This is a genomic window from Halosimplex rubrum, from assembly GCF_013415885.1.
GTDB lineage: Archaea > Halobacteriota > Halobacteria > Halobacteriales > Haloarculaceae > Halosimplex > Halosimplex rubrum.
In genome coordinates, this window is record NZ_CP058910.1 from 403,933 (window position 1) to 421,210 (window position 17,278).

25 protein-coding genes are annotated in these 17,278 nt (G+C 69.8%); 17 read left to right on the top strand and 8 right to left on the bottom strand.

Features of this window, described 5'->3' with window-relative positions:
- Positions 1 to 129: 129 nt before the first annotated feature.
- On the top strand, positions 130 to 672 hold the full coding sequence (locus HZS55_RS02050; protein ID WP_246308338.1) for a type IV pilin: 543 nt from the start codon (positions 130 to 132) through the stop codon (positions 670 to 672).
- Positions 673 to 981: 309 nt separating this feature from the next.
- Here HZS55_RS02050 and HZS55_RS02055 read toward each other — a convergent pair whose 3' ends face one another.
- Together HZS55_RS02055 and HZS55_RS02060 are read right to left on the bottom strand one after the other, a co-directional pair.
- Positions 982 to 1,110: a hypothetical protein gene (locus tag HZS55_RS02055; protein ID WP_394353548.1), complete on the bottom strand. Its 129-nt coding sequence runs from the start codon at positions 1,108 to 1,110 to the stop codon at positions 982 to 984.
- Positions 1,111 to 1,122: 12 nt separating this feature from the next.
- Positions 1,123 to 1,692 carry a metal-dependent hydrolase gene (locus HZS55_RS02060; RefSeq protein ID WP_179910103.1) on the bottom strand — a complete coding sequence of 190 codons (570 nt, stop codon included), beginning with the start codon at positions 1,690 to 1,692 and terminating at the stop codon, positions 1,123 to 1,125.
- Between the two features lie 151 nt (positions 1,693 to 1,843).
- Here HZS55_RS02060 and HZS55_RS02065 point away from each other — a divergent pair, with 151 nt between their 5' ends.
- The 12 genes from HZS55_RS02065 (at position 1,844) to HZS55_RS02120 (ending at position 9,867) form a co-directional block, all read left to right on the top strand.
- Positions 1,844 to 2,365 carry a DUF5810 domain-containing protein gene (locus HZS55_RS02065; RefSeq protein ID WP_179910104.1) on the top strand — a complete coding sequence of 174 codons (522 nt, stop codon included), beginning with the start codon at positions 1,844 to 1,846 and terminating at the stop codon, positions 2,363 to 2,365.
- 24 nt (positions 2,366 to 2,389) lie between these two features.
- Complete coding sequence (locus HZS55_RS02070) at positions 2,390 to 2,869, top strand: DUF5809 family protein (RefSeq protein ID WP_179910105.1); 480 nt, start codon at positions 2,390 to 2,392, stop codon at positions 2,867 to 2,869.
- A gap of 63 nt (positions 2,870 to 2,932) precedes the next feature.
- Positions 2,933 to 3,352: a hypothetical protein gene (locus HZS55_RS02075; RefSeq protein WP_179910106.1), complete on the top strand. Its 420-nt coding sequence runs from the start codon at positions 2,933 to 2,935 to the stop codon at positions 3,350 to 3,352.
- Positions 3,349 to 3,990, top strand: a complete 642-nt coding sequence (locus HZS55_RS02080; protein ID WP_179910107.1) for an NUDIX hydrolase — start codon at positions 3,349 to 3,351, stop codon at positions 3,988 to 3,990. Before HZS55_RS02075 ends, HZS55_RS02080 begins: the two co-directional genes overlap by 4 nt.
- The gene (locus tag HZS55_RS02085; RefSeq protein WP_179910108.1) at positions 3,987 to 4,589 is read left to right on the top strand and encodes an NUDIX hydrolase; all 603 of its coding nucleotides are present in this window, start codon (positions 3,987 to 3,989) and stop codon (positions 4,587 to 4,589) included. The genes HZS55_RS02080 and HZS55_RS02085 overlap by 4 nt, the downstream gene beginning before the upstream one ends.
- Entirely contained in the window at positions 4,586 to 5,191 is a 606-nt protein-coding gene (locus tag HZS55_RS02090; RefSeq protein WP_179910109.1) for an NUDIX hydrolase, read from the top strand. The genes HZS55_RS02085 and HZS55_RS02090 overlap by 4 nt, the downstream gene beginning before the upstream one ends.
- Positions 5,192 to 5,262: 71 nt before the next feature.
- Entirely contained in the window at positions 5,263 to 5,631 is a 369-nt protein-coding gene (locus HZS55_RS02095) for a rhodanese-like domain-containing protein (protein ID WP_179910110.1), read from the top strand.
- A 326-nt stretch (positions 5,632 to 5,957) separates the two neighbouring features.
- On the top strand, positions 5,958 to 7,130 hold the full coding sequence (locus HZS55_RS02100; RefSeq protein WP_179910111.1) for a Fic family protein: 1,173 nt from the start codon (positions 5,958 to 5,960) through the stop codon (positions 7,128 to 7,130).
- A gap of 176 nt (positions 7,131 to 7,306) precedes the next feature.
- Positions 7,307 to 7,864 (top strand): hypothetical protein, encoded by a 558-nt coding sequence (locus HZS55_RS02105; RefSeq protein ID WP_179910112.1) that lies wholly within the window; start codon positions 7,307 to 7,309, stop codon positions 7,862 to 7,864.
- Between the two features lie 100 nt (positions 7,865 to 7,964).
- Positions 7,965 to 8,345, top strand: coding sequence for a ribbon-helix-helix protein, CopG family (locus tag HZS55_RS02110; protein ID WP_179910113.1), 381 nt, complete (start codon positions 7,965 to 7,967; stop codon positions 8,343 to 8,345).
- Positions 8,342 to 8,914, top strand: a complete 573-nt coding sequence (locus HZS55_RS02115) for a hypothetical protein (RefSeq protein ID WP_179910114.1) — start codon at positions 8,342 to 8,344, stop codon at positions 8,912 to 8,914. The genes HZS55_RS02110 and HZS55_RS02115 overlap by 4 nt, the downstream gene beginning before the upstream one ends.
- Positions 8,915 to 9,120: 206 nt before the next feature.
- Positions 9,121 to 9,867, top strand: coding sequence for an MBL fold metallo-hydrolase (locus tag HZS55_RS02120; RefSeq protein ID WP_179910115.1), 747 nt, complete (start codon positions 9,121 to 9,123; stop codon positions 9,865 to 9,867).
- Between the two features lie 12 nt (positions 9,868 to 9,879).
- On the opposite strand, the gene HZS55_RS02125 is transcribed toward HZS55_RS02120, so the two are convergent.
- The gene (locus HZS55_RS02125) at positions 9,880 to 10,182 is read right to left on the bottom strand and encodes a hypothetical protein (protein ID WP_179910116.1); all 303 of its coding nucleotides are present in this window, start codon (positions 10,180 to 10,182) and stop codon (positions 9,880 to 9,882) included.
- 117 nt (positions 10,183 to 10,299) lie between these two features.
- On the opposite strand from HZS55_RS02125, the gene HZS55_RS02130 reads away from it, so the two are divergent.
- A complete protein-coding gene (locus HZS55_RS02130; protein ID WP_179910117.1) occupies positions 10,300 to 10,671 on the top strand; it encodes a hypothetical protein in 372 nt (123 codons plus the stop codon).
- A 15-nt stretch (positions 10,672 to 10,686) separates the two neighbouring features.
- On the opposite strand, the gene HZS55_RS02135 is transcribed toward HZS55_RS02130, so the two are convergent.
- A complete protein-coding gene (locus HZS55_RS02135; protein WP_179910118.1) occupies positions 10,687 to 12,144 on the bottom strand; it encodes an NUDIX domain-containing protein in 1,458 nt (485 codons plus the stop codon).
- Between the two features lie 124 nt (positions 12,145 to 12,268).
- Between HZS55_RS02135 and HZS55_RS02140 the strand changes: the two genes are divergently transcribed.
- On the top strand, positions 12,269 to 12,757 hold the full coding sequence (locus HZS55_RS02140) for a metallophosphoesterase family protein (protein WP_179910119.1): 489 nt from the start codon (positions 12,269 to 12,271) through the stop codon (positions 12,755 to 12,757).
- Between the two features lie 24 nt (positions 12,758 to 12,781).
- Here the strand turns inward: HZS55_RS02140 and HZS55_RS02145 are convergent, their stop codons facing one another.
- The gene (locus HZS55_RS02145) at positions 12,782 to 13,597 is read right to left on the bottom strand and encodes an inositol monophosphatase family protein (protein WP_179910120.1); all 816 of its coding nucleotides are present in this window, start codon (positions 13,595 to 13,597) and stop codon (positions 12,782 to 12,784) included.
- Between the two features lie 114 nt (positions 13,598 to 13,711).
- Here HZS55_RS02145 and HZS55_RS02150 point away from each other — a divergent pair, with 114 nt between their 5' ends.
- Positions 13,712 to 14,488 carry a coenzyme F420-0:L-glutamate ligase gene (locus HZS55_RS02150; protein ID WP_179910121.1) on the top strand — a complete coding sequence of 259 codons (777 nt, stop codon included), beginning with the start codon at positions 13,712 to 13,714 and terminating at the stop codon, positions 14,486 to 14,488.
- Positions 14,485 to 15,447 carry a 5,10-methylenetetrahydromethanopterin reductase gene (locus HZS55_RS02155; protein WP_179910122.1) on the top strand — a complete coding sequence of 321 codons (963 nt, stop codon included), beginning with the start codon at positions 14,485 to 14,487 and terminating at the stop codon, positions 15,445 to 15,447. The genes HZS55_RS02150 and HZS55_RS02155 overlap by 4 nt, the downstream gene beginning before the upstream one ends.
- Before the next feature lie 30 nt (positions 15,448 to 15,477).
- On the opposite strand, the gene HZS55_RS02160 is transcribed toward HZS55_RS02155, so the two are convergent.
- From HZS55_RS02160 to HZS55_RS02170, 3 genes are all read right to left on the bottom strand, one after another.
- The gene (locus HZS55_RS02160) at positions 15,478 to 15,699 is read right to left on the bottom strand and encodes a hypothetical protein (RefSeq protein ID WP_179910123.1); all 222 of its coding nucleotides are present in this window, start codon (positions 15,697 to 15,699) and stop codon (positions 15,478 to 15,480) included.
- A gap of 391 nt (positions 15,700 to 16,090) precedes the next feature.
- On the bottom strand, positions 16,091 to 16,660 hold the full coding sequence (locus tag HZS55_RS02165; protein ID WP_179910124.1) for a magnesium transporter: 570 nt from the start codon (positions 16,658 to 16,660) through the stop codon (positions 16,091 to 16,093).
- 55 nt (positions 16,661 to 16,715) lie between these two features.
- Complete coding sequence (locus HZS55_RS02170; RefSeq protein ID WP_179910125.1) at positions 16,716 to 17,276, bottom strand: magnesium transporter; 561 nt, start codon at positions 17,274 to 17,276, stop codon at positions 16,716 to 16,718.
- Positions 17,277 to 17,278: the final 2 nt, after the last annotated feature.

The following is a 17,278-nucleotide window of genomic DNA, read 5'->3' on the forward strand; positions in this document are numbered from 1 at the left end:
CACGGCGTGCTCGAGCGGCTCTCGTGGGCCACCGAGCACAGTCCTCGTCGTCCGACTCAAGTTCAGCCACGTCGAGGTAGTAACCAATACGAAGAGATTAGTGCCAAGGGACAGGATGACCATAATACAGTGAATCTGTCGTCACGGGCCGTTTCACCAGTCATAGCGAACATTCTAATGGTCGCTACTGTGGTGATACTCGCTGCGACAGTTTCGGTGTTTGCGCTCGGTTTCGTCGACGAGGCTAACCAGCCCGGCCCCGTTGTTGGTCAATCGAGTGGTGAACTCCTGACACAAGACGGGTTCGATGGCGGAATCGTTAACATCACACACGTTGCAGGTGACACCTTATCCGCATCTGCCCTCGAAATCGCTGTCGATGCACAGGGCGCCTGCGGGAAGTCCGGTCGGTTAGTGAACCTGCCAGCGAGTGGTGGCGACCCGGTACCGACGAGCGAGTATGTTCGAGGCGACGATATTTTCGACAACTCATATAACTCAGTGGGCGGGCCAATTGGCGAAGCAGGCGGTCAGTGGCAGGCAGGCGAGACGGCAACGTTCCGAATCGCCGGGACGCCATGTCAACTTGATAGTGGTGATACGATTACCGTTCGCGTCGTCCACACGCCGACGAACTCGGTGGTAATCAAAGAGACACTGACCGTGACGTAGGTCAGTCCGATTCAGTCTTCGTCGTTCGGTTCTCGTCCTGCCACCCGTGAGAGATGAGACAAGCACGACGCGACCCACTGCATAGACATGCCTGAACAGAACGTCGGTGGCTGTGACCGACTTGCCTGCGCACTACTCGCCGCCCTGCTGACTGTCGTGGCCATCAGTAGTACCGCATTCGTAGAGTAGGCGTCGCTGGCGTAGCCCGCGTCGGGCGCTTCGCCGCCAAGGAGCACCGTAGAATATGATAGACATCGCTCGGACGACCGTATGACAGCCTGCGATCGACCGTGCAAACGCTTTCACATTCTACGATAGCCCGGTATCCCCGGGGCCGTTGCCCCAGGCGATGCGCTCGCGACACTCCGTGAGCGCGGGGCAGCGCCGGCAGTCCTCGGCGAGCGCGTTTCGGGTGTCGGGGTCGGGGAACTCGGGCATCGATCGGCTGGGTCACTCGGCCCCGGTGACGCCGCGCCAGGCGCGACCGGGCAGCGCGAGGACGGTCGCGAGGCCGGGGTAGCCGTCGGCCCGCCAGACGACGGCGGCGACCCCGACGAGCAGGAACTCGAAGGACAGCTCCGGCGAGAGGTCGACCAGCGCGAAGTGCGCCGCGAAGCTCTGCTCGACCTCGGACTCCAGCGGCGGGACCGCGGGCCACAGCATGAACCCGGCCTCGCGGAACTCCAGGGCGACCAGCGAGTACAGCGCGTCGCCGAACGTGTGGACGAGCGCGCCGATCCCGAACGCGACGACGAGCGGCTCCTCGCCCTCCTCGCGGGCGGCGGCGACGGTGTACAGCAGCGCGACGACCGGCCCGACGACCAGCAGCGAGTGGGCGAGCGACCGGCCGGTCGGCAGGATCGACAGCGTCCACGCGAGCGGCTTGTCGACCAGATCCGGAAACTGCGACCCGAACGCGACGACCAGCGTGGCCGCCGCGGTCGGGCGGTGACCGCGGCCGAATCGGGCGTAGAGACTGTAGACGAGATACGCCATCGCGAGGTGTCCCCAGGGCCACATCACCGGAGGGGAGGGCCGTCCGGTTCTTACGTGTGTCGGCTCTTCGACCGCGCTCCGGGGTGGGACGCCGTCGCGGTCGGTCGCCGCCCGTCGCCCGCCACCCTCGACCGGTTCTGAAAGGCATATGCGCCTCGCGGCCGTCGGGGCGGGTATGGGCTACGCGTGTCCCGTCTGTGGCGACCCCCAGACCGACGCCGAGCACCTCGCCAACCACCTCGCGTTCACGGCCATGCTCCGCGGGGGCGACCACGAGGCGTGGCTCGACGACCGCGTCGACGACTGGGCGGAGATGGACCCGCCGGATCTCGCCGAGCGCGTCGTCGACCACGCCGACGAGGCGGAGTTCCCGCAGGTCTTCGAGGACACCACCGGCGGCGACCACGACAGCGGTCACGGCCACGACCACGGACACCAACACGGGGGCGGGAACCGCGGTGACGGTCGAGGCCCGGGCGCCGCCGACGCCGTCGAGAACGCGGCGCCGGGCGGCGTCGCCGACCTCGACGAGTTCGAAGGCGAGACCGACGACGTACTCGCCGAAGCGAAGGAGCTGACCCGCCGGCGCCGGGAGAACGCCGGCGACGACGGCTCTGGGGACGGTGCCACCGACGACGGCGACGCCGCGGACGCGGCCGACGCCGACGCCGACGGCGACGAAACCGGGGACTCCTAAGTCGCGGCGGCCGAACTGGGGCGTATGGACACCGAGGGGACGATCGCGCCGGCGACCGCCGCCGCGGCCCGCGAGCGCTACGAGGCGCTCGGGCCGACGGCGCAGGTCGTCGTCAAGGAGACCGCGAAGGCCATGGAAATGGACGCCGAGGAGTACCGCGACCGCGTGACGAGCGAGGTCGTCGAGACCGCCCGCGACGCGCTGTTCGCCTCCATGCTGGAGGTCCGCGTCGGCTCGCGCGAGGCGTTCGACGAGTGGGTCGCCGACAACGACGGCTACGAGGTCCACGAGGTCGGCAACGAGAACGTCGACCGCGTCGTCTGGCACGCCGCGCCGGCGGCCGACACCGTCGTCGCCGCGACCTTCCACGAGGAGCGCGAGGCCGCCGTCGGCACGCTCCGCCGGCAGGCGTTCGGCCGGATCTACCGCGAGATGGTGACCGACGGTGACGCCACTGGAACCGACGAGCGCGGCGAGGGGGCGGACGGAGCGAGCGACGAGTAGCGCGCTCGCCCGTCGCCGTCGCGTATCCGTGTCGTTTTCACGCGCACGGCCGTAGCGAGGGGTATGCGTCGGGTCACTCGCAACGCCGTCCTGTTGATCCTCGGAGTGGTGGTCGCGCTGCTCGCGCTCGGTGCCCTCCCGTCGCTGCTCGCGAGCGGCGACCCCTACTACGTCACCGCCGAGCCCGTCGACGGCAACGGGTCCGCCGACGGGTCCGGCGCGGCGGCCGTCGACGCCAGCGCCGCCGTCAACGGCTCCGCGCTCTCGGAGCGACAGTACCCCTACACCACGCAGGCACTCCGCAACGGCACCTCCGACGGCTACCGGGAGGGACCGTGGGGGTTCAAGGAGGCGTTCACCCACTCGCCGTTCGACGAGCGGTCGGCGCTCTCGGCGCGCAACGCGACCGCCGTCTCCGAGTCGGGCGTGCTCGTCTCGTACAACGGCACGCTTTACCGGGTCGCGGTCGGACAGCGACCATGAGCGACCCCGACGACGGCGACGGCGTCGACGGTACCGACGCCGACCGAGAACGGACCGACGACGGTGCGCCGACTGTCGACCCCGCGGCGGACGGACCGGTTCGCGAACCCGACCACGAGTGGCGGGTCACCGACCGCGAGGCGGAGTACGAGACCGGCTGGTACACCGGCGGCTACGACCGCGTCGAGCAACCGGACGGCACCGAGAAAGAGTACTACTGGGCCGAGCTCCCCGACGCCGTCGTCGTCGTCGCGCGGTCCGGCGACGACCTCGTCCTCGTCGACCAGTACCGGCCGGTCATCGGCGAGCAGTGCCTCGAACTCCCCGCCGGCATCGTCGAGGACGGCGAGTCGTTCACGGCCGCCGGCGCGCGCGAACTCCGCGAGGAGACCGGCTTCGACCCCGCCGGCATCTCGCTGATCGAGGACTTCTGGTGTTCGACCGGCGTCCTGCGCCACCGCCGGGGCATCGTCTTCGCCGAAGGCCTCGAACCGGTCGAGCGCAAGCTCGACGGCAACGAGTTCCTCTCGGTGACGACGGTCCCCATCGACGAGGCGCTCGAGGTGGCGCGGCGCCAGCCCGCCAACGACGCCACCATCGAAGGGGTGTTGCTCGCGAAGGAGGACGGGCTGCTGTGAGCGGGGACGACGACCCGGGAGCCGACTCGGCGGACGAAACCGGGACCCACCCCTGGGAACGCGAGGACCCGGCGTGGCCCGTCCACGGTCGCGAGGTCGTCTGGGAGACGGATTTCTTCGAGGCCGGTCAGGACGTGGTCGAGCGGCCCACCGGCGAACGGGCGGAGTACTACTGGCTCGAACCGGGCGACGCGGCCGTGGTCGTGGCCTTCACCGACGACGAGGAAGTCGTCGTCGTCGAGCAGTACCGCCCGCGCCTGCGTCGCTACTCGCTCGGGCTCCCCGGCGGCGGCGTCGAAGCGGGGGAGGACCCTGCGGTCGCCGCGGCCCGAGAGTTACGCGAGGAGACCGGTTTCGTCGCCGGCGACCTGCGGAAGCTCGACGCGTACGTCCCGACGCCGTGGACGCGCTACACCCGCCACGTCTTCGTCGCCACCGACCTCGACCGCGGCGAGCGCGACCTCGACGACGCGGAGTTCGTCGAGTGGGAGACGGTCCCCGCCGACGAAGCGGTCGGCCGGCTGCGCGAGCGCGAGGGACCGGCGAACGGCATCTCGCTGCTGCCGCTGTTACTCGCCCGCGAGGAGGGACACCTGTGACCGACGGCGGGAGGCCGGCCGAGCCGACTCCCGCGAGCGCCGCCGACCTCGACGACCCGCCGGCCGACGCCGGCGCCGGCTGGACCCGCCTGGACACCGAAGTCGTCTGGGAGAACCCTTACTTCGCGGCCGGCTACGACGAGTACCGCCAGCCCGACGGCGCGGTGAGCCGCTACTACTGGATCGACCCCGGCGACTTCGTGGCCGTCGTCGCCGAGACGCCCGACGGCGAGGTCCTCTTGCTCGAACAGTACGACGCCCGGCTGGATCGGTCGCTGCTCACCGTCCCCGGCGGTGCCGTCGACGACGGCGAGTCGTTCGTCGACGCGGGCGTCCGCGAGTTGCGCGAGGAGACGGGGTTCCGCGCCGGCGAGGCGGAGCTACTGGAGGTGTTCGAACCGACGGCGTGGACCCGGATGACCCAGGCCGTCGTCTACGCGACCGGCCTGGAACCCGGACGCGCCGAGCGCGAGGGCGGCGAGGACATCGAGGCGTTCGCCGTCCCCGCCGACGAAGCCGTGGCCGCGGTCCGCTCGCGCGAGGTCCCGTTCGCCGCCTCGCTCGTCTCGCTGCTGGTCGCCCGCGACGAGGGGCTGCTGTAGTCGGGGACCGCCGGGTGCTCCCGGCGAACTCCGACGAACATATGCCGTCCGACCACCGATCGCGACCAACGATGGACGGCGAGATCTCCGGCGATGAACTGCAGGAGCTACTGGACGAGAACGGGGAGCAACCGCCCGAGGACCTCCGGATCGTCGACATCCGGAACCCCGGCTCGTTCGAGCGCGGGCACATCCCCGGCAGCGAGAACATCCCGGCAAACCAGCTCACGGACCGCGTCGAGGAACTCGACGGCGCCGACCGCGTCGTGACGGTCTGCCCGATGGGCAAATCCAGCGTCCAGGCCGCGCGGCTCGTCGGCTCCTACGAGGGCGTCGACGGCCCCGTCGAGAGCCTCCACGGCGGGCTGAACGACTGGGACGGGCCACTCGACGCGGCCGACGCGAGCGAGTCCGACGAGGGGCCGGCGTCGCCGTTCTGACCGGTCGTCCGACTCAGAGCCAGCGTTCCAGCGCCGCCGCTCGCGGGCGTGAGACGGTGGCTCGGTGAAAGTCCTCGTCACAAGGGGCTCAGTGGGGGTAACTGCTCGTCATCGCCACCGTGAACAGGTAGCCGAGCGGGCCCCAAAAACCCGTTTATCGGAGACAGGTCCGACACCGAGGGAGTGATTCTCCGGTGAGCGTATTGCGAGCTATCCCGACCTTCGACGACAGGTAGTGGTAATACTGCAAATTGCCAGTCCGCTATTTGGATTTCGGATAAGAAATAACAATAACGGACCGTGTATCTGTGCGCGTACGACTACTGATGGATCGAGACGACTTCGGCGAAGCGGCGCCCGGCGAAATCGTTCCAAGTACGACTCCGAAAGGGACATACTCGGCATTCCGGCCGGCCTCACTGCCGCCTTCGATCAGCACTGACGACCTCGTTACCCCGCTGGCAGAAGCGACGCAAGCGCTCGGTCGACTTCACGGAATCGGGCCGCGTGTCGGTTCGAGAGAGATCCTCATCGAACCGTTCATTCGGAAAGAAGCACTGGAATCTTCGCAGATTGAGGGGACACACGCTACGCTGTCAGACATCTACGCATACGAAGCCGGACAGGAAGCGCTCATCGACGAGGACAGGCGACAGGGCACCCAGGAAGTCGTGAACTATCTCCGGGCGCTCACACACGGATTAGACGCGATAACCGCCGGTGATCCCATCACTACCGAGCTGTTGTGCGAGATGCACTATCGCCTGCTCTCTGGAGTCCGTGGAGACAGAGCCGATCCCGGCGAACTCCGGACGACGCAGAACTTCATCGGTAGCACTCCGTATATCCAGGACGCGCGATACGTCCCCCCGCCACCGAGCGAGATTCCGGAGTTACTAGAGGACCTGCTCGAATACGCCAACGAGGACACCGACCTCCATCCGTTACTTCGCATCGGACTGATCCACTACCAGTTCGAGACGATTCACCCGTTCCTCGACGGGAACGGACGGCTGGGACGGCTCCTGATCAGTCTGCTCCTGCAGCGCGATGGACTGCTACCGGAACCATATCTCTATCTGAGTTCGTATTTCAACGCACGACGCTCGGAATACGTCGACCACCTGCTGGCGGTCAGTCAGCGTGGAGAGTGGGTGGAGTGGCTGCTGTTCTTCCTGCGTGGTGTCCAATCGCAGGCCGACGAGGCACACCGGCGGGCGGACTTACTGGTCGATCTTCGCGAGGACTACCAGCGACGCTATCAGAGCGAACGGTCGGGGAACATTCTCGAACTGGTTATGCGTCTCTTCGAGGATCCGTACCTCGACGTCAATACGGCAGCCGAGTGGCTGGAGGTCGAGTACAGCACGGCTAACCGACTCGTCGGGCGGCTCGAAGACGACGGGGTACTTGAGGAACTCACCGGGAAGGATCGCAATCGGTTCTACCGCGCCAACGAGGTTTTCGACATCATCAACAAGCCGATCGATCGACTCTGACAGCCTACCCAGAGAAAATCTATTACTAGAAATCGGGCCTCAGTGGGGTAACTGCTCGTCATCGCCACCGTGAGATATTACTCCGGCACAGGTCAAAAGCTCGTTTATCCGGGACGGGCACAGCGGGCCACAGCGTGAGCGCCGCAATTACCACGGACGGGCTCTTGGCCCACAGTATGGACCGCACTCCGGAGTCGTTTGCCGAGGCACTCGCTTCCGGCGACACCGGCCGCGTGAACGAGGCAATCGACACGATCGAAGCAGTCGATTCGGCTGTGCGCGCCGAACAGTATGCGGCGCTGTTCGACGCCTGCTATCCGGTCTACGAGAGCGACGACGGCTACGTCCGCCAGTCGGTCGTTCGGTTCTTGCGCGATGCCTATCCGATGCTCGAACTTACGATCGCCGCCAGCGAAACAGAGCGCATCGACGGCTACACGATCGACGACCTGCGCGAGAACAGGACTCGTCTCGTCGAGTTCCTGCTCGAAGCACTCGAAGACGACGACGGACGAGTCCGGACAGCCGCCGTCGACGGCTTCGACACGCTCGGCGTCGCGATCGACCTGGCGGAGATCGACGCCGAGAAACAGGTGCTACTCGAAGAACTCGACGACCGTACCAGCGACCTCCCCGAGGAGAAAGCCAAACACGTCGAGGAAGCGAAGCGGTCGGTGGCGCGAATGGATTTGGTCGGCAGTCTCGTCGCAGACCTCGATCTCGATGTCCCGTGAGTGTGACCGATCTACTGTCGCAGGAGTGGCGCCTCCGTGTGCAAGATTTGTGCATTCTGACGCAATCCTTATCAATCTGTGTGCAGAATATGCACATCGAATGAGCGCGAGTGACGATCCCCGACGAGTCCACTTCCAGTCGCCCGAGTCCCTCGTCGATCAGCTTGACGCCATCGCGGACCTCCTGGGTACGGATCGGACCGACCTGCTCGTCGAAGCGATCCGCGAGTACATCGAAGAGACCGCGCACAGCGACCAGTTCCAGGAACTCGTCGCCCAGCGGTACTACGACGACGAACTGGACTTCGAGACGGTCAAGCGACTCGTCGACCCCGAGACAGCCCAGCGGTTTCGGCTCCTCAAGGCCGACCTCGACGGAGAGCCCCACGATCTCGCCGCGCCGGAGGAAACTGACATCTACAACGGTGATCGACGGTCCGTGTCGCCCGAGGCGTCTGACGAGTCGGCAGACCAGCGATGAGCGGCCGGCCACGCCTGCGGACGGTCGTCGCGGACACGAGCGCACTCGTCAGCCTCGCCGTTCCCAGCGCCGACGAGACGTACGACATAGAGACGGGGCCGGACCCGCTCCAGTACGTGCTGACATCGTGTGCGGTGTCGGTCCCGCCGTCGGTCGTCACCGAACTCCGGGAGATTGCACAGTACAGTGACATCCACGCGGCGGCGGCCCAGAACGTCCTCGCGGCGCGAGCCCACTACGACATCGACGACCCGTATCAGCGTTCGGCGACACCGGAGTCACGGCCGACGTTCGGACTCGACGACGGCGAGACGGACGGGATCGCCCTCGCGAACGCGATCGAAGCCGACGGCTTTCTCACGGACGAGTTCGGTGGGAACAACTTTGCTCTCGTCCACGCCGCGCTGGCCGGACCGCGGATCGTCCCAACGCCCCGGTTGCTCTGTGACTACGCGCGCGACGGGCACATGACCGCCGAGGAGGTACGCGAGCTGATTCGGACGATCAGTCCGAACCGAAGCTGGGACGATAGCCCCTACGTCGCACAGTTACTCGATCAGCTCGAGTGATCGTTTTGGGTGTCCCCGGTGTCCATCTATCAACAGAAGACGGGTCTCAGTGGGGGTAACTGCTCGTCATCGCCACCACCCGCGGGTTCGCCGTCGCTCCTGAAAAGTCCACGTATTCGCACCGTATCCGAGGTAAGACAGCGCAAACGCGCACGTTCGGTCGACAAGCACCCGACTTATGTGCGCCGAGACGCGTAGGGAGACCAATGACCGTGCGCCACGACGGGATCACCGTCGAGTGGCTGGGCTACGCCACGCTGCGGTTCGCCGGCGAGGAGACCGTCGTCTACACCGACCCCGGCCGGTACGGCGTGCTCACCGGCGAGTGGGAGCCGGACACGGAAGGGATCGGCCACCCGCCCGCGCGGGACTACCGCCCGGAGGACGCCGACGTGGTGTGTCTCACCCACGTCCACCACTACGACCCCGACGGCGTCGAGCGCGTCTCGGGCCCCGACACGACGATCGTCGCGTTCGAGGCCATCGAGGACGGCGTCGAAAACCGCGAACTGCCGCCGCTCTCCTCGCTGCCCTACGAGGTCGTGACGGTCGGCGACACGGAGTCGCTGACCGTCGGCGACGTGCCGATCTGGACGGTCCCGGCGTACAACGAGGAGGACGGTCCCCACACCAGACCGGACGGCACGCCGTTCCACCCCGAGGGGTTCGGCTGCGGGTTCGTCGTCGACGTTGAGGGCAAGCGGGTGCTCTACCCCGGCGACACGGACGCGCTCGGTCCCCACCAGAACGTCGAGGTGTCGGTGTTCTGCCCGCCGATCGGGCCGCGGTTCACGATGGACCGTCACGAGGCCGCCGCCCTCGCCGCCGCGATGGAGCCCGAACTCGTCGTCCCGGTCCACTACAACACCTTCTCCACGCTGGAGACGGACTCCCGGGAGTTCGCCGCCGGCGTGGCCGAGGCCGGCGTCCCCGTCGCCCTCGACGAGCAGTGAGCGCCGGGTCGGTCAGTCGTCCCCGATCGCGGACTCGCCGCCGTCGCGGGGGAGGAAGTCGAACTCGGTCGTCTCGCCGACGCGGTCGCCGCCCTCGACGGCTTCGACGGTGAGCGTCACGTCCGCGGTGGCGCCGCAGCCGCGGCTGACGAACCCCTCCCACTCGTCGCCGACGGCGACCGGTCCCGACTCCGTCCGTCGGAGGTAGGCGCTGTATCGCGAGGTCACCAGTTCCTCGGAGATGCGGTCGGTCACCGGTGCGTACCGGACGACGACGCGCTCGGCGACCGGACCCGCGGCGGCATCGGTCGTCATCGGTCGATCCGAGGACGGTCTCGGTCAAAACGGTTTCGCGGGACGACGCCTGAACCGACGCGACTGCGCTGCGACAGCGTGTTGTACCCGGGCATCGAAGCGACGGCACGCTCGGATATGTCGCTAGCGATCACGCACTTCGCGGTCGGGGCTGCATGCACCGCGGTCGTTCTGACGGTGATCCCGCGCGTCCCCTTCCAGCGGACGCTGGTCGTCTGCGGCGGGATCTGGGCGATGCTCCCCGACGCGTGGCGATTCTTGCCGACCGCCGGCGCTCGATACGCCCACGAGTTCCACGCGACGGCGCTGGCGAACCTCTTCTGGTTCCACAGCGCCCTCGACCGCGCCGACGTGGGCGACTCGCAGGCGACCGGCGTCGCGCTCCTCGCGGCGTTTCTCCTCGTGACCGCGGTCGTCGAGTACCGCGACTACCGCGCGCCCGAGCCGCTCCGGGAGGCGCTGTCAGACGGGAGCCGCGAGGACGACTGAGCGCCTCGGCGGCGGTCACCGCCAGCCGGCGAGACCGGCGTGTTCGACCGCGACCTCGCGGACCCCGTCGGCGTCCAGCGCGCCGCGTTCGGTGACGACCGCGTCGACCAGCTCCGGGGGCGTCACGTCGAAGATCGGGTTCGCGACCGCGACGGCGGCGTCGCCGCCGTACACTTCCCGGGCGTCGCGCTCCTGGCGGTCGGCGCCGTCGGTCTCCGCGCGGTCGGCGCCGTCCACGCCGTCGCCGCCGTTCGCTTCAGCCGCCGCGATCTTGTCGCTCGCGGCGACGACGTAGCAGTCTGCGCCGGCGGTCGCGGCCGCAGCAGCGGCCGCTCGCGTGCCGACCTTGTTGAGGACCCGACCGTCCGGAAACACCGTGTCGGCGCCGACGACGACCGCTTCGACGCCCGTCGCCGCCAGCCGGTCGGCCAGCGCGGCATCGGTCGTCAGCGTCACCGCCGCGTCGGTCGTCTCGGCGACGCGCTCGGCCGTCCCGACCCCTTCCCGACCGGGACGGGACTCGGCGACCAGCACCGCCTCCGGGTCGGCCCGCTCGACCGCCGCCGCGACCGTCCCCGACCGCGAGACCGTGGCGATCCGGTCGGGCAGTCGGTCGGCCGCGAGGGCGGCGGCATCGGCGTCTGCAGCCGTCGCTCGCTCGATACCTTCGAGGGCAGCGGCTTCGATCGCCGCCGGTGTGGTCGCTCCGACCGCGGCGTCCATCGCTCGATTGACCCGGTTCGCGACGACGGCCATCGACGGGCGGGCGTCGAGCAGGTCGCGGGCGACGGCGGTGAGGGCGTCCCAGCTCGCGGGACCGTCCCCGATACCGGCGCCGCGGCCGTCGTTCGCCCGTTCGATCGCCAGCGCGGCTTCGTCGCGGAGGACCTCCAGCGCGCGCAGCGAGAGCCAGGCCGCCCCGTGGGCGGTATCACCGGCGACCGTCTCGACGGTCGGTCGCACCCGGTCGTAGGAACGCCAGAGGTCTGGGACCGTCTCCCGGCGGCGGAGCGCCGTGGGCGGGACCCACTCGAACTCCGCGGTCTCCTCGTTCGGGTCGACGGCCCGGGCGTCGCAATCGAAGAGATAGGGGTGGACGACCCAGCGCCGGCCGAGGCCGTCGTCGACGACTTCGAAGGGGTCGCCCCGCCGGACCAGGGCAGTCTCGGCGTCGGGGTCGATCCCGGTCTCCTCGCGGATCTCCTCGCGCGCGGCGGCGTCGGGGGCGCCCTCGATCGCGGGTCGCTCCGAGCCGCTCGCTCCCCGCTCGCGTGGGCGAGACGCCTCCTGCGGTCGCGTCTCGCCATCGGCGTGGCCCGCCACGGCGCCCCACCGCCCGCTGTAGGAGCCGACCGCGTCGCTCCGGCGGAGGAGGAGCACGTCCCCGCCGTTGCGGAGGAAGACCGTCACGACGTGGGTCTCCGCGGGTTCGTCGTCCCCTCGCTCGGCGGCCGCTTCGTCGTAATCGGTCATCGGTCCGACGTTGGACCGCGGGTCGTATCAGCGGCGGGGTCGCCGCGAGCGCGGACGCCGGGCGGTGCGACCGGCGCGGTCCGCGAGGGGAACCGACTTGCGTGCCCCGGCCGAACTCGCCCCCATGGAACTCGCCGTCATCAGCGACACGCACATCCCCTCGCGGGCCCGCGGGATCCCCGACGCGTTCCGCGAGCGGATCCGCGCGGCCGACCACGTCGTCCACGCCGGCGACTTCGACTCGGAGGGGACGCTCGCCGACGTTCGGGACCTGGCGCCGGAGCTGACCGCCGTCGCCGGCAACACCGACCCCCGGGTCGGCCTGCCCGAGCGGGTAACCGTCGAGTTCGGCGGCGTCACCTTCGTCGTCCTCCACGGCACCGGCCCCAAGCGCGACTGGGATGACCGCGTCGCGGCCGCCGTCCGCGAGGAGGCCGACGAACCGCGCGTGGGCGTCGCCGGCCACACGCACCGGGTTTTCGACCGGGAGGTCGGTGGCGTTCGCGTCCTGAACCCCGGGAGCGCGACGGGTGCCGCGCCGGCCGACCGGGCGACGATGCTGACCGTCGAGGCGGCCGACGGCGACCTCGACGTGACCGTCCGCGAGGCCTGATCGGGGTAGATACGATGGGGAGAATCAGAGCGCGTCGGTGGCGGCGTCGAACAGCGCGTCGCGGATCTCGCGGTCGGCCCCGAACACCGTGAGCGGCCCCTCGGCGCGAGCGACCGCGCCGGCCTCCAGGGCGAGCAGCGACCCGGCGACCTGCTCGCGCTCGGCGGGGTAGTAACAGACGAACCCCTCCAGTTTCCCGCGGGCGAGCAGCCCCCAGTAGACCACCGGCGCCCACGTCTGGACGGTCCGTTTGGGCACCTCGGCGACCGCGTCGGCGACGGCGTCCCACTCGCGGCGCTCGGCGCCGCCCGAGACGACTTCCGGTCCGATTATCATCGCGACCGTCGCCTTCTCCGGCGGGAGCGTCGTCCCGTCGGTCACCTCGGCAGTGGCGCCGTTGTACCGGACGCCGTTGCCGCGCTCGGCGACGTAGGTGTCGTCGAGGACCGGCACGTGGACCGCGGTGGCGACGGGCTCGTTCTCCGGGCCGCCCCGGCCGGTCCGCTCGCAGGCCGTCGCGGCGACGCCGAAGGTGGGGATGCCGGCGGCGAAGTTGTTCGTCCCGTCGAGGGCGTCGACCACCCAGCGGTACTCGCCGTCGCCGTCGTAGTCGCCCGACTCCTCGGCGGAGATCCGGTGATCGGGGTGTTCGTCGGCGATGGCGTCGAGGACGCGCCGCTCGGCCTCGCGGTCGGCCTCGGCTTTCACGTCCTTCGCGGTGTAGTCGGCCGGCGTGCCGCCGTTCTCGAAGGCCTCGCGGAGGTAGGCGCCGCCGGCCTCGACCGCCCGGACGGCCGTGTCGGCCAGCGTCGCGGCGTCGGCTGCGGGGTCGTCGGGCATAGGCTGGCCTGTGCAGCGGTGGCCTACCAGGGTTTCGGATCGGCGTCCGTCACCGACCCGGGCGAGCCCTGCTCGTAGCGGGGCGCTTTTGGCCGGCCACCACCCAGAGCGGGTATGGAACTGTTCGCGGTCGACGGGCTCCCCGAGGTGCGCCCCGGCGACGACGTGGGCGAACTCGTCGCCGAGCGCGTCGACCTCCGAGAGGGCGACGTGGTCTGTGTCTCCCACTCGATCGTCTCGAAGGCCGAAGGCCGCGGCGCCGACCTCGACGAGTTCGACCCCGACCCGCGGGCGCGAGCCATCGCCGAGCGCATCGGCGAACTCGCCGGCGAGGAGAAAGACCCCCGCTTCGCCCAGGCGGTCCTCGAAGAGAGCGCGGAACTGCTGACCGAGGAGCCGCTCATGCTCGCCGTGACCCGGTTCGGCCACATCTCCGTCAACGCCGGCATCGACCGCTCGAACGTCCCCGGCTCCGATCTACTCCTGCTCCCCGAGGACCCCTCCGCCAGCGCCGAACGGATCTCGGCGACCCTGGACGCGCCGGTCGTCGTCACCGACACGTCGGGGCGACCGTTCCGCCAGGGCCAGCGCGGCGTCGCCCTCGGCTGGGCGGGGCTGCCCGCGGCCCGCGACTGGCGCGGCGAATCGGACCGGGACGGCCGCGAACTCGGCGTCACCGTCGAGGCCGTCGTCGACGAACTCGCCGCCGCCGCGAACCTCCTGACCGGCGAGGGCGACGACGGCCTCCCCGTCGTCGTGATTCGAGACTTCGAGTTCGGCGACCACGAGCCCCACGACGGCCTCTTCCGGTCGCCCGAGGGCGACTACGTCCGCGACGCGCTGCGGGAGTGGGAGTACGACAAACAGCGACTGCGAGAGAACTCCGAATGAGAGCGATAGAACTCACGCCGGAGCGGCCGGTTTCGACGATGGCACAGCTGGGCGCGACCGCGGAGTCGGTCGGTTTCGACGCCGCGTTCGTCAGCCACCACTACAACAACCGCGACCAGTTTTCGGCGCTCACGGCGATCGCCGGCGAGACCGACGGGATCGACGTGGGCCCGGGCGTCGCCAACCCCTACGAGACCCACCCCGTGACGCTCGCCTCGCGGATGGCCACGCTCGACGAGTACAGCGGCGGCCGCGGCGTCTTCGGCGTCGGCCCCGGCGACGCCTCGACGCTCGCCAACCTCGGCATCGACCCCGACAGCCCGCTCCGGCGAGTGCTGGAGACGTTCAAAGTCGCCCAGCGCCTCTGGGACGGCGAGCGCGTCGACCACGACGGCACCTTCGAGGCCGACGACGCCGGCCTCAACTACGACGCCGGCTCGATCCCCGTCTACGTCGGCGCACAGGGCCCGCACATGACCCGCATGGCCGCCAAACACGCCGACGGCGTCCTCTACAACGGGGCCCACCCCCGCGACTACGCGTGGGCCAGCGAGCGCGTCGCCGAGGGGCTGGGCGAGCGGCCCGACGGTCGCGGCGACTTCGACTTCGCCGCCTACGCCTCGGTCAGTGTGGCCGAAGACGGCGACGCCGCCCGCGAGGAGGCGCGCTTCCCCGTCGCGTTCGTCGCCGGCGGCGCGCCCCCGCCGGTGCTCGAACGCCACGACATCGACCGCGAAGCCGCGAGCGAAGTGGGTGATGCCGTCTCTGCCGGCGAGTTCCGCGAGGCCGCCGGCAAAGTGACCGACGCGATGCTCGACGCCTTCTGCATCGCCGGCTCGCCGGAGGAAGTCGCGGACGACATCGACGCCGTGCTGGAGTACGCCGACAGCTTCGTCGCCGCGTCGCCGCTCGGTCCCGACGCGGAGCGAGCGATCGAGTTGCTCGGCGGGATGGACTGAACCGCGAGAATAGCGGGCGGCCGCGACGGGTTATCGCGCTTCCGGCGGCGGCGAACTCGCGCCGGTGAACAGCGAGAAGAACGCGCCCAGCGAGAGGTAGCCGAACACCGCCGACGCGGCGGCGACGAACAGGGCGCCGAAGGCGATCAGGACGTAGTTGACCGGGTCGTGGGCCGCCACTTCCGCGAACTCGCCCGGCATCTGGACGATACTGTCGACGAGTTCCGTCGCCGACTCTGCGAGAGTTACCATGCGCGAGTCTTTGCACCCTCCCTACTTCGAGGTTTCGTGTGCGAGTCGCCCCCGGCGTGGACGGTTTGGGAGTTCCGCCGTCGACACCGCCGACCTCGGGACCGTCACGACCGCAGAAAGCGCAACGGCCGCAGAAGACGCAAACAGCGTGAAAGCCCCAGCCTGCCGGCTCGACCGTCGATTCGGGAGGGAATGAAAGGGGCGCCGCGTTCGAGCCGTCCCGGACGACGTAAGCACCGCAGCCCGAAGGGCGAGGAACGCAGCGAGGCCCGGCCGGTCGAACGCGGCGGGGCTTTCACGCTGTCGGCGGTCACGATCGCGTCCGCGGTCGCGGTGGCTGTCGCGGCGGTAGCTGGAACGGTCGGCGCACTCCGGTCTCCAACACCCACCGTCAACTCACGGCGAGCGCGAGCCGCGTCGCCAGAAACAGGGCGGCCATGCCGAACACGTCGCCGGCGGTCGTGACGGCCGGGCCGACGAGGTCGTCGGGGTTGGCACCGCGGCGGTAACCGACGAAGACGACGACCAGGATGGTCCCGACCAGCGCGACGCCGGCCATCGCCGCCCCGGCGAGAGCGACCAGCGCGAGCGTCGGCCACGGCGCGACCGGCCGTCCGAGCGCGCGCAGGAGGCCGACGGTCAGCGTCGCCGCGACGAGGCTAGCCCCCAGCCCGTTGAGCAGGGCGGCGGCGACCGCCCTCGCGAGTCGGTCGTCGTAGGCCAGTCGCGGCTCGAGTAGCCCCTGGTGGAGCGCGCTCGACAGCCGCGACCCCAGCGAGCCGTAGACGCTCCCGCGGATCGCCAGGAACGCCGGAACGACGACCAGCAGGCCCGGGACCGCGGCGAGTTCCCCCTCCATCCCGCCGAGGATGGCGCCCGCGAGCAGGCCGCCGAGGGCGCTCACCAGCAGCGGCGGGAGCGCGCTCCGGTAGGTCTCGACGGCGACCGAGCGCAGGGTCACCGGTCGTCACCTCCCGGCGGACCCCGGGAGGGGCGGGCGTCGCGGCGACGACCGCTCACCCGACCACCACCCGGACGGAGCCGAACAGGACGAGCACGCCGAGCACGTCGCAGACGTTCGTGACGACGGGGATGACCACGTCGTCGGGGTCGGCCTCGAAGCGGTAGGCGCCGTAGGCGGTGACGACGGTCACGAGGACGGCCAGGACCGAGAGCACCACGCCGCTCAGGAGCGCGACCGCGACGACGGTCAGGGCCGGTAGCGCCGCTGTTCCGGTGGCCCAGGTGACGGCCCAGGCGCCGGCGCCGACCAGCGGGAACACCGTCACCGCGAGCGCGAGGGTCGCGAGGGCGTTGCCGCCGAGGCGCTCGTCGGTCGGCTCGAAGGTGAGCAGGCCGAGGTGGAAGGCCGTCGAGAGCCGCGCCGAGAGGACGCTCCCGAGGTTGCCGGCCGTCCCGATGGTGGCCGGGACGAGCACGAGCAGCGAGGGGTAGCGGGTCAGCGTCGCCTCGAAGGACCCGAGCGTGAGGCCCCCGAGTAGTTCGAGACAGGTGAGCGCGACCAGCAGCGGGAACAGCCGGCGGGTGATCCCGCGGACCGTCCAGTCGCCGGCCATCG

Coding starts and splice junctions, on each gene's coding strand:
- HZS55_RS02160 (WP_179910123.1), bottom strand. CDS start 15,699: ATGGTAACTCTCGCAGAGTCGGCGACGGAACTCGTCGACAGTATCGTC.
- HZS55_RS02130 (WP_179910117.1), top strand. CDS start 10,300: ATGTCGCTAGCGATCACGCACTTCGCGGTCGGGGCTGCATGCACCGCG.
- HZS55_RS02075 (WP_179910106.1), top strand. CDS start 2,933: ATGCGTCGGGTCACTCGCAACGCCGTCCTGTTGATCCTCGGAGTGGTG.
- HZS55_RS02120 (WP_179910115.1), top strand. CDS start 9,121: ATGACCGTGCGCCACGACGGGATCACCGTCGAGTGGCTGGGCTACGCC.
- HZS55_RS02095 (WP_179910110.1), top strand. CDS start 5,263: ATGGACGGCGAGATCTCCGGCGATGAACTGCAGGAGCTACTGGACGAG.
- HZS55_RS02105 (WP_179910112.1), top strand. CDS start 7,307: ATGGACCGCACTCCGGAGTCGTTTGCCGAGGCACTCGCTTCCGGCGAC.
- HZS55_RS02170 (WP_179910125.1), bottom strand. CDS start 17,276: ATGGCCGGCGACTGGACGGTCCGCGGGATCACCCGCCGGCTGTTCCCG.
- HZS55_RS02145 (WP_179910120.1), bottom strand. CDS start 13,597: ATGCCCGACGACCCCGCAGCCGACGCCGCGACGCTGGCCGACACGGCC.
- HZS55_RS02055 (WP_394353548.1), bottom strand. CDS start 1,110: ATGCCCGAGTTCCCCGACCCCGACACCCGAAACGCGCTCGCCGAGGAC.
- HZS55_RS02115 (WP_179910114.1), top strand. CDS start 8,342: ATGAGCGGCCGGCCACGCCTGCGGACGGTCGTCGCGGACACGAGCGCA.
- HZS55_RS02135 (WP_179910118.1), bottom strand. CDS start 12,144: ATGACCGATTACGACGAAGCGGCCGCCGAGCGAGGGGACGACGAACCC.
- HZS55_RS02155 (WP_179910122.1), top strand. CDS start 14,485: ATGAGAGCGATAGAACTCACGCCGGAGCGGCCGGTTTCGACGATGGCA.
- HZS55_RS02070 (WP_179910105.1), top strand. CDS start 2,390: ATGGACACCGAGGGGACGATCGCGCCGGCGACCGCCGCCGCGGCCCGC.
- HZS55_RS02125 (WP_179910116.1), bottom strand. CDS start 10,182: ATGACGACCGATGCCGCCGCGGGTCCGGTCGCCGAGCGCGTCGTCGTC.
- HZS55_RS02100 (WP_179910111.1), top strand. CDS start 5,958: ATGGATCGAGACGACTTCGGCGAAGCGGCGCCCGGCGAAATCGTTCCA.
- HZS55_RS02110 (WP_179910113.1), top strand. CDS start 7,965: ATGAGCGCGAGTGACGATCCCCGACGAGTCCACTTCCAGTCGCCCGAG.
- HZS55_RS02080 (WP_179910107.1), top strand. CDS start 3,349: ATGAGCGACCCCGACGACGGCGACGGCGTCGACGGTACCGACGCCGAC.
- HZS55_RS02150 (WP_179910121.1), top strand. CDS start 13,712: ATGGAACTGTTCGCGGTCGACGGGCTCCCCGAGGTGCGCCCCGGCGAC.
- HZS55_RS02065 (WP_179910104.1), top strand. CDS start 1,844: ATGGGCTACGCGTGTCCCGTCTGTGGCGACCCCCAGACCGACGCCGAG.
- HZS55_RS02060 (WP_179910103.1), bottom strand. CDS start 1,692: ATGTGGCCCTGGGGACACCTCGCGATGGCGTATCTCGTCTACAGTCTC.
- HZS55_RS02140 (WP_179910119.1), top strand. CDS start 12,269: ATGGAACTCGCCGTCATCAGCGACACGCACATCCCCTCGCGGGCCCGC.